The 8,380-nt window shown below is 69.4% G+C and carries 6 protein-coding genes and 1 pseudogene; 2 read left to right on the top strand and 5 right to left on the bottom strand.

All coding sequences use genetic code 11. From position 1 onward, the window contains the following. Positions 1-14 precede the first annotated feature (14 nt). Entirely contained in the window at positions 15-272 is a 258-nt protein-coding gene (locus JF597_RS41370; RefSeq protein ID WP_010353616.1) for a WhiB family transcriptional regulator, read from the top strand. Positions 273-457: 185 nt separating this feature from the next. On the opposite strand, the gene JF597_RS41365 is transcribed toward JF597_RS41370, so the two are convergent. Beyond that, positions 458-1,924 carry a sensor histidine kinase gene (locus JF597_RS41365; RefSeq protein WP_294008838.1) on the bottom strand — a complete coding sequence of 489 codons (1,467 nt, stop codon included), beginning with the start codon at positions 1,922-1,924 and terminating at the stop codon, positions 458-460. A 648-nt stretch (positions 1,925-2,572) separates the two neighbouring features. Between JF597_RS41365 and nagB the strand changes: the two genes are divergently transcribed. After that, positions 2,573-3,358, top strand: coding sequence for a glucosamine-6-phosphate deaminase (gene nagB, locus JF597_RS41360; RefSeq protein WP_294008828.1), 786 nt, complete (start codon positions 2,573-2,575; stop codon positions 3,356-3,358). Between the two features lie 133 nt (positions 3,359-3,491). Here the strand turns inward: nagB and JF597_RS41355 are convergent. From JF597_RS41355 to JF597_RS41340, 4 genes and pseudogenes are all read right to left on the bottom strand, one after another. Next, positions 3,492-4,862, bottom strand: a pseudogene (locus tag JF597_RS41355) (glycoside hydrolase family 3 protein); the annotation flags it as partial. 34 nt (positions 4,863-4,896) lie between these two features. Further along, the gene (locus JF597_RS41350) at positions 4,897-5,739 is read right to left on the bottom strand and encodes a carbohydrate ABC transporter permease (protein ID WP_294008826.1); all 843 of its coding nucleotides are present in this window, start codon (positions 5,737-5,739) and stop codon (positions 4,897-4,899) included. Beyond that, entirely contained in the window at positions 5,736-6,710 is a 975-nt protein-coding gene (locus JF597_RS41345) for a carbohydrate ABC transporter permease (protein ID WP_294008824.1), read from the bottom strand. Before JF597_RS41345 ends, JF597_RS41350 begins: the two co-directional genes overlap by 4 nt. Positions 6,711-6,913: 203 nt before the next feature. Continuing rightward, positions 6,914-8,200, bottom strand: a complete 1,287-nt coding sequence (locus tag JF597_RS41340) for an extracellular solute-binding protein (RefSeq protein WP_294008822.1) — start codon at positions 8,198-8,200, stop codon at positions 6,914-6,916. Positions 8,201-8,380: the final 180 nt, after the last annotated feature.

The raw sequence follows: 8,380 nt of genomic DNA, 5'->3' as shown, positions 1-8,380 counted from the left end.
GAGAGGTAGCAGCCATGGACTGGCGTCACAACGCCGTTTGCCGCGAGGAAGACCCCGAGCTCTTCTTCCCCATCGGCAACACCGGTCCTGCGCTGCTGCAGATCGAGGAAGCCAAGGCCGTCTGCCGTCGCTGCCCCGTCATGGATCAGTGTCTGCAGTGGGCGCTCGAGTCCGGTCAGGACTCCGGCGTCTGGGGTGGTCTCAGCGAGGACGAGCGTCGCGCGATGAAGCGCCGTGCCGCCCGCAACCGGGCCCGTCAGGCCACCGCCTGACAGTCCCACCCCTGGTGACAGCCTGAGCTTGGCGGCGCGTACAGCGAGTACGCATCTCCCGCCCCCGAGCCGCAGCGCGCAGTACCCCCCGATGCGCTTAGCAGTAAGAGCAGCAACGAGCGAGCAGCCCCGGACCCACCAGGTCCGGGGCTCTTTGCTGTGCCCGAACACCCCGGCGGCGCGGCCTACTTCTGCGGTCGCACCGGCACGTCCAGGATCACCCGGGTCCCGCGCTCCGGCGCCGGCACCATGTCGAACGTGCCGCCCAACTCGCCCTCCACCAGCGTCCGCACGATCTGCAGGCCCAGGTTGCCGGAGCGATGCGGGTCGAATCCCTCGGGCAGGCCGACACCGTCGTCCTGGACGGTGACGAGCAGCCGGGCCTCCTTGCTGGTGCCGCCGCGGACCGCCGAGACCTCGACGGTGCCGGTGTCCCCCTCGCGGAAGCCGTGTTCGAGGGCGTTCTGCAGGACTTCGGTGAGCACCATCGACAGCGGGGTGGCGACCTCGGCGTCGAGTATCCCGAAGCGGCCGGTGCGCCGGCCAACGACCTTCCCGGGCGAGATCTCGGCGACCATCGCGAGCACCCGGTCCGCGATCTCGTCGAACTCGACGCGCTCGTCCAGGTTCTGGGACAGCGTCTCATGCACGATGGCGATCGAGCCGACCCGGCGTACGGCCTCCTCCAGGGCCTCCCGGCCGCGTTCGGAGTCGATGCGCCGGGCCTGCAGGCGCAGCAGCGCGGCGACCGTCTGGAGGTTGTTCTTCACCCGGTGGTGGATCTCCCGGATGGTGGCGTCCTTGGTGATCAACTCCCGCTCACGGCGCCGCAGTTCGGTGACGTCCCGGAGCAGGACCAGGGAACCGATGCGGGTGCCCTTGGGCTTGAGCGGGATCGCCCGGAACTGGATGACGCCGTCCTCGGACTCGATCTCGAACTCGCGCGGCGCCCAGCCGCTGGCGAGTTTGGCGAGCGCCTCGTCCACCGGCCCCTTGGTCGGGGCGAGTTCGGCCGTGGTCTGGCCGAGGTGGTGGCCGAGCAGGTCGGCGGCGAGGCCGAGCCGGTGGTAGGCGGAGAGGGCGTTCGGGGAGGCGTACTGGACGATGCCGTCGCCGTCCACCCGGATCAGGCCGTCGCCGACCCGCGGCGAGGCGTCCATGTCGACCTGCTGGTTAGGGAAGGGAAACGATCCGGCAGCGATCATCTGCGCGAGGTCGGAAGCGCTCTGGAGGTAGGTGAGCTCCAGGCGGCTCGGGGTGCGCACGCTCAGCAGGTTGGTGTTGCGGGCGATCACCCCGAGCACCCGGCCCTCGCGCCGCACCGGGATGGACTCGACCCGTACGGGGACCTCCTCGCGCCACTCCGGGTCGCCCTCACGGACGATCCGGCCCTCGTCCAGGGCGATGTCCAGCATGGGCCGCCGGCCGCGCGGGACCAGGTGGCCGACCATGTCGTCCTGGTAGGAGGTGGGGCCGGTGTTGGGGCGCATCTGCGCCACCGAGACGTACCGGGTGCCGTCCCGGGTGGGGACCCACAGGACCAGGTCGGCGAAGGACAGGTCGGAGAGCAGCTGCCACTCCGAGACCAGCAGATGGAGCCACTCGAGGTCGGAGTCGTCGAGGGCGGTGTGCTGGCGGACCAGTTCGTTCATGGAGGGCACGTCTGTGAGCGTACCTGGCGGTATGTGGATGGCCGAAAACCGGCGGATACGGCAGGGGGAAGCGGGCCCGGAGACACCCGCGGGCCGCGGCGCCTGGGAGGGACCCTCAACCCTCCCGGCACCGCAGCCCGGAGCAGCAACGGCCGTGGGGTGTGCGGTCCCGGTCGGCCGATGGTGAGGAGCCGGGGCAGTCAGGGCAGAGAGCTCCGGTTCCTCGGTCCGCCTTCCTGTGCGGGGAAGACGGAAGAGTGTGACTGTGCCGTACGGCCGATGTCGTGCCGTACGCGTTCAGCCCCCGTACGCAATTGTGGACTAGACCACGGTGTGTGTCCATGCGTTGGAGACTGTTCACAGTTGATGCGATCGCAGCGTAGCCCGCCGGGGGCGGCCGTGGGGCCGGATGTCCGGGGCAATTTTCGGCGACCTGGCCAGGCAGGGTTCCGCCGCTGCGGAAATTTTCCTCAATTCACCCCATCCGACGTATTCACGTAACCTCGCACTTGTCCCCTTTCCCTGCACTTTCCCTGCACCCGACCTCCGGCGACAGGGGTCGGTTCTGTTAGATTGGTCCCATCAGATTGGTCTAAACCACATAGGCCATCCAGATCCTCCAGCCCTCTTGAGAACGGCAGGCCCAGCGTGGAAGTTGTCATCGTTCCGGACGCCGCCGCGGGCGGCGAGCTGATCGCCGAGGCCATGGCTCAGCTGCTCCGGCACAAGCCGGCCGCGCTGCTCGGGGTGGCCACGGGCTCGACCCCGCTCCCCATCTACCAGGCGCTCACCGCCAAGGTCCGCGCCGGTGCCGTGGACGCCTCGAGGGCGCGCATAGCCCAGCTCGACGAGTACGTGGGGCTGCCGGCCGACCATCCGGAGTCGTACCGGTCGGTGCTGCGGCGCGAGGTGCTGGAGCCGCTCGGGATCGGGATGGACGCGTTCCTCGGACCCGACGGCGCGGCCGAGGACGTACAGGCCGCCTGCGAGGCGTACGACGCGGAGCTGGCGATGGCGGGCGGCGTGGACCTCCAGCTGCTCGGGATCGGGACCGACGGGCACATCGGGTTCAACGAACCGTGTTCCTCGCTGGCCTCGCGGACCCGGATCAAGACGCTGACCGAGCAGACCCGGGTCGACAACGCGCGGTTCTTCGACGGGGACATCACGCAGGTGCCGCACCACGTCATCACCCAGGGGATCGGGACGATCCTGGAGGCGCGGCACCTGGTGCTGCTGGCCACGGGCGAGGGGAAGGCCGACGCGGTCGCGGCGACGGTGGAGGGGCCGGTCGCGGCGGTGTGCCCCGCGTCTGCGCTGCAGTTGCACCGGCACGCCACGGTGGTCGTCGACGAGGCCGCCGCGTCGAAGCTGAAGTTCGCGGACTACTTCCGGTACACCTTTGCCAACAAGCCGGACTGGCAGGGGATTTAGCGGAATCGCCTGCCAGGTTCGGTTGGATGCGGGCTGACCCTGGGTGGGGGTTGCTCGCGCAGTTCCTCCCCCAGCCTTCGGCCGGGGGTACGCCCCGCGCCAAAGGGGCGCGGGGCGCGGGGCATGGGGTGAGCTACGCGGTCACGCCCGCGATGACCTCGGCCGCCGCCACTCCGCACACCCGCGCCGCGCCGTGCGTCGCAATGTACAGCGGGCCCCGGGGCGCGGACTGCGGTACGCCCATCTCCACCACGATCGTGTCGGGGCGGGCCTTGAGCAGGGTGTCCAGGGCCCCGGCCATCCAGGGGTGCCGGTGTTCGTCCCGGACCACCGCGACGACACGGCGCTCCCCCGCCGCCACGATGGCCGCGTGGCCCGCGTCCTCGCCTGCGAAGCTGCCCGTCTCGGTACCGGGCACGAGCCGGGTCAGTTCGGCGGACACGCCCCACGGGGTCTCCGTGCCCACGGCGATGTTGGTCTCGGGCGAGAAGGAGGCGACGAAGAGCGGTTCGGCCGGGGGCGTCCAGGGGTCGACGCGCGTCACACGAAGCGCGCGGCGGGCGGCGACGAGGCCGATGTCCGTGAGGGTCGGGTCCGGCTGGGCCACTTCCGTCGTGGCCGTCCAGGTCGCCAGTGCCCGCACCCGCTGCGCCGCGTCCGCCAGGCGTTCCTCGGGGAGTTCGCCGGAGCGGACCGCCGCGACCAGGGCGTCGCGCAGCCGTCGTACCGTCTCGTCGTCCGAGAGGCCGCCGCCCACGCAGATCGCGTCGGCTCCGGCGGCGAGCGCCAGGACGGTGCCGTGTTCGATGCCGTAGGTCCCGGCGATGGCCTGCATCTCGATGCCGTCGGTGACGATCAGGCCGTCGTAGCCGAGTTCACCGCGCAGCAGCCCGGTGAGCACGCGGTGGGACAGCGTCCCGGGCCGGGTCGGGTCCAGGGCGGGGACCAGGATGTGCGCGCTCATCACGGCGCGGGTGCCGGCGGCGATGGCGGCGCGGAACGGCGCCAGTTCGCGGGCGTGCAGGACCTCGGCGGTCGCGTCGATGCGGGGCATGGCGAGGTGGGAGTCGACGGCGGTGTCGCCGTGGCCCGGGAAGTGCTTGGTGCAGGCCGCCACCCCGGCCGCCTGGAGGCCGGTGACGTAGGCCGCCGTGTGCCGGGCGACCAGGTCCTGGTCGGCGCCGAAGGAGCGGACGCCGATGACCGGGTTGGCGGAGTTGGAGTTCACGTCGGCGACCGGGGCCCAGCTGAAGTTGACCCCGCAGGCGGCGAGGCGGCGGCCCAGTTCGAGGGCGACCTGCCGGGTCAGCTCCGGGTCGTCGACGGCGCCGAGGGCGTGGTTGCCGGGGAAGGAGGAACCGGTGCGTACCTCGAGGCGGGTGACGTCACCGCCCTCCTCGTCGATCGCCACCAGGACGTCGTCCCGCTCGGCGCGCAGCTGGGCGGTGAGGGCCGAGAGCTGCTCGGCGGAGAGGATGTTGCGGCCGAACACACCGACGGAGGCGCGTACCGCTGGCGAATGTCGTCATCGGATGGGGTTATCCCTTCACGGCGCCCGCGGTGAGACCCGCGGCCATCTTGCGCTGGACGAGGAGGAACAGGACGACGATCGGCACGGCGAGCATGGTGGCGCCGGCCATCATCGGGGCGTATTCGGTGCCGTGCTGCGTGGTGAAGTTGGCCAGCCAGACGGTCGCCGTCTGGTGGTCCTGGCTGAGCAGCATCAGGGCGTAGAGGTACTCGTTCCAGGCCTGGATGAAGCCGTAGACCGAGGTGGCGACCAGGCCGGGGGCGAGCAGCGGGAAGACCACCCGGACGAAGGCGCCGGTGCGGGAGCAGCCGTCGACCATGGCGGCCTCCTCCAGCTCCTTCGGGATGTTGACGATGAAGCCGCGCAGCGTCCACACCGTGAACGGCAGGATGAAGGTCAGGTAGGTGATGATCAGGCCGCTGAGCTTGTCGTACTGGTCCAGGTCGTTGAGGAGCAGGAAGACCGGGATGATCATGGCGACCAGCGGGATCATCTGGACCGCGAGGATGCCGACGATCACGATCTTGCGGCCGCGGAAGGCGAACCGGGAGATGGCCAGGGCGGCCAGCAGTCCGACGACCATGCCGATCACCACGACGGAGAGGGACACGATCAGGCTGCGGCCGACCGGGCCCCAGAAGTCGGCGATGTCCAGCGCGCGGCTGAAGTTGGAGAGGGTGACGCCGGTGGGCAGCAGGCTCGGGTCCGGGTCGATGGCGTCCTTCGCCGGCTTGAACGCCGTGTTCAGCATCCAGTAGACGGGGAAGCCCGCGATGACGAAGACGAGGAGGCCGAGGAGGTTCCAGCCGGCCTTCGACTTCCGGTGGCCGGGGGTGGCGGCGGTGCTCATTCGACCTCTCCGATCTTCAGCATCTGGCGCATGTACACGGCGACGACGCCGAGCAGGAGGAGCACGGTGAGCAGGGCGATCGCGGAGCCCTGCCCGTAGTCGTTGACCACGAAGGCGCGGTCGTAGGACCAGGTGGTCAGCAGCTGGAACTCGGCCTCGGGGTGGCCGCCGCGCATCACGAAGACCTGCGGGAAGACGCCCATGTCCCAGATGACCGAGAGGGTCGTCAGCATCACGATGACCGGCTTGAGGATGGGCAGCGTGACGTAGCGGAAGACGCCCCAGGGGCCGGCGCCGTCGAGGCGGGCGGCCTCCTCCAGCTCCTTGGGGACCTGGGTGAGTCCGGCGCTGAGCGTGATGACCACGAAGGGGACCGCTCCCCAGACCACCAGCAGCATGATCACCGCGAGCCCCTCGGGCCCGCTGGCGAACCAGTTGTGGCCGACCATGTCGACCCCGGGGAGCTTGCTGAGCAGGGCGTTGAGGATGCCGTAGTCGGAGTCGAAGAGCCACTTGAAGACCGTGGTGGCGACGATGACCGGCATGCCCCAGCTGGCCACCAGTGCGATGTTGACCAGCGTCTTCACCCAGCCGGAGACGCGTTGCAGCAGCAGGGCGACGAGCATGCCGACGACCATGGTGAAGATGACGCAGCCGGCCGCGAAGACGATCGTGCGCACCACGACCTGCCAGAACTCGCTGTCGCCGAGGACCTTGGAGAAGTTCCCGAACCCGACCCACTCGGCCGGCTTGAACCCCCACAGCTGGGTCTGCCCGAACTGCTGGAAGGAGAGGGTGACCAGCCGGTAGAGGGGATAGCCGAGGACGAGCGCCAGGATCAGCAGGCAGGGGGCGAGCAGCAGCCAGGGGACGGCCGGTCCGCCCGAGCGCCTGCTTGCACGTGGTCTTTGCGGGGAGTCCGGTGGCGGTGCCGGCACCTTGGCGGGTGTGGTCGTATCAACGGCACTCATCGTGCGCTCCTCAAACAGATCGAGAGAGGCCGCCAGCAGCGCGCCCCTTCATGGCGCGCTTCGCGCGCCTTCAGGGGCGCGCGGGGAACTGCGCGACCAGCCACAACGAACGGGCACCAACCCGCCAACCCGTCGCGGCACCTTCTGACATCAACCCGCCGGCCGGACCTGGCCCCCCGTCGTCCAGGCCCGGCCGCAGGCCGTCACGGGGTGTTGATGACCTTGTCGATCGCCGCGTCGGCCTCCTTGGCCGCCGCCTCGACGCTCTCCTTGCCGGTGCCGATGTTCTGCAGCATCGTCTGGAGTACCTGGGCCTTCTCGACCTGGCCCCAGCCCGGCGCCATCGGCACGAACCAGTTGGACTCGGCCGCCTCGGCCGGCACCGCGGTCGCCGGGTCGTTCTTCAGCGTGGCGAGGTCGGTCTTGTTGTTCGGCAGGTTGCCCTTGGCCATCAGGCCCTTCTGGCCGGAGGGACCGGTGAACGCGTTGATCCACTCGGCGGCGACGGCCTGCGCCTTGGACTTCACCGGGATGGCGAGGTCGGAGCCGCCCAGGAAGACCGGCATGTTCTTGCCGGACGGGCCGGGCATCACGAAGTTGACGAGGTTGTCCTTCAGCTTGCCGCCGGTCTTGTCGTTCTTCGGGTCGGCCGCGGTCGCGCCCTCCCAGGCGGCACCGAAGATCATGGCCGACTTGCCCTGGCCGTAGACGATGTAGCGGTCCGACTCGTCCTTGGTCTTGTCACCGTGCATGTACTTGTCGATGACGCTCTTGAACTCGGTGAGGCCCTTGATGGACTCGGCCGAGGAGAGGTTGCCCTGCCACTTGCCGCCGTTCTCGACGGCGATGGAGCCACCGGCGTCGTAGACGAAGGACATGGCCGCGTACCAGTCGCGGGTGGGCTGGTACCAGGCGCTGAACTTGTCGCCTTCCTTCTTCTGGATCTTGTCCAGGTCGGCGGTCAGCTCGGTGTAGGTCTTCGGCGTGGTCTTGATGCCGGCCGAGGCGGCGATGTCCTTGCGCCAGTTGGCGACCCGGCCGCCGGCGTAGTACGGCACGCCGTAGGTCTTGCCCTGGTAGGTGACGGAGGCCTTGAGGCCGTCGAGCCACTGGTCGGAGCTGGTGAACTGGGAGGCGTCGACGGGGGCGAAGGCGCCCTTCACCATGTAGCCGAGCATCTCGGTGTTGCCCATCTCGACGACGTCGGGGGCCTTGTCCGTGGCGAGGACGGCGTCCAGCTTGGTGTTCTTGTCCGGCCAGCCGTAGTACTCGTGCTTGATCTTGATGCCGGGGTGCTTCTTCTGCACGGCGGCGTCGGCGGCCTTGACCAGGTCGGGCCAGTTGTTCTGTGCGTCGACCGTGAGCCAGACGGTCAGTGCCTTGGCGTCCGAGCCCTGGGACTTGTTGTCGTCCTTGTTGTCACTGCCACACGCCGCGACCGAGAAGACCATGCCCGCGATACCAATCGCGGCTATCAGCTTGCGCTTCACGCCACCCTCCTCAGGGATGCCACAAACCCCCCTGCCTCCCCGCACGAGCGTTGGGCCGGGACCTGGACCAATGGTGTAGACCAGTGCGGGAAGCTTGGCCCAGACCACCAGGCCTGTCAAGGGTGGCCGAAACCCCTCCGACCAGCTGTTATGCGACCTACATATGCAGGAACCTTTAAG

This window comes from Streptomyces sp. (assembly GCF_019510245.1).
Lineage (GTDB): Bacteria > Actinomycetota > Actinomycetes > Streptomycetales > Streptomycetaceae > Streptomyces.
The sequence above is the reverse complement of the archived record's forward strand: the minus strand, read 5'-3'. Positions and strand labels throughout refer to the sequence as shown.

Excerpts from the sequence above, each read along its gene's own strand:
- JF597_RS41345 (WP_294008824.1), bottom strand. The coding sequence starts at position 6,710 with ATGAGTGCCGTTGATACGACCACACCCGCCAAGGTGCCGGCACCGCCA.
- JF597_RS41365 (WP_294008838.1), bottom strand. The coding sequence starts at position 1,924 with ATGAACGAACTGGTCCGCCAGCACACCGCCCTCGACGACTCCGACCTC.
- JF597_RS41370 (WP_010353616.1), top strand. The coding sequence starts at position 15 with ATGGACTGGCGTCACAACGCCGTTTGCCGCGAGGAAGACCCCGAGCTC.
- JF597_RS41350 (WP_294008826.1), bottom strand. The coding sequence starts at position 5,739 with ATGAGCACCGCCGCCACCCCCGGCCACCGGAAGTCGAAGGCCGGCTGG.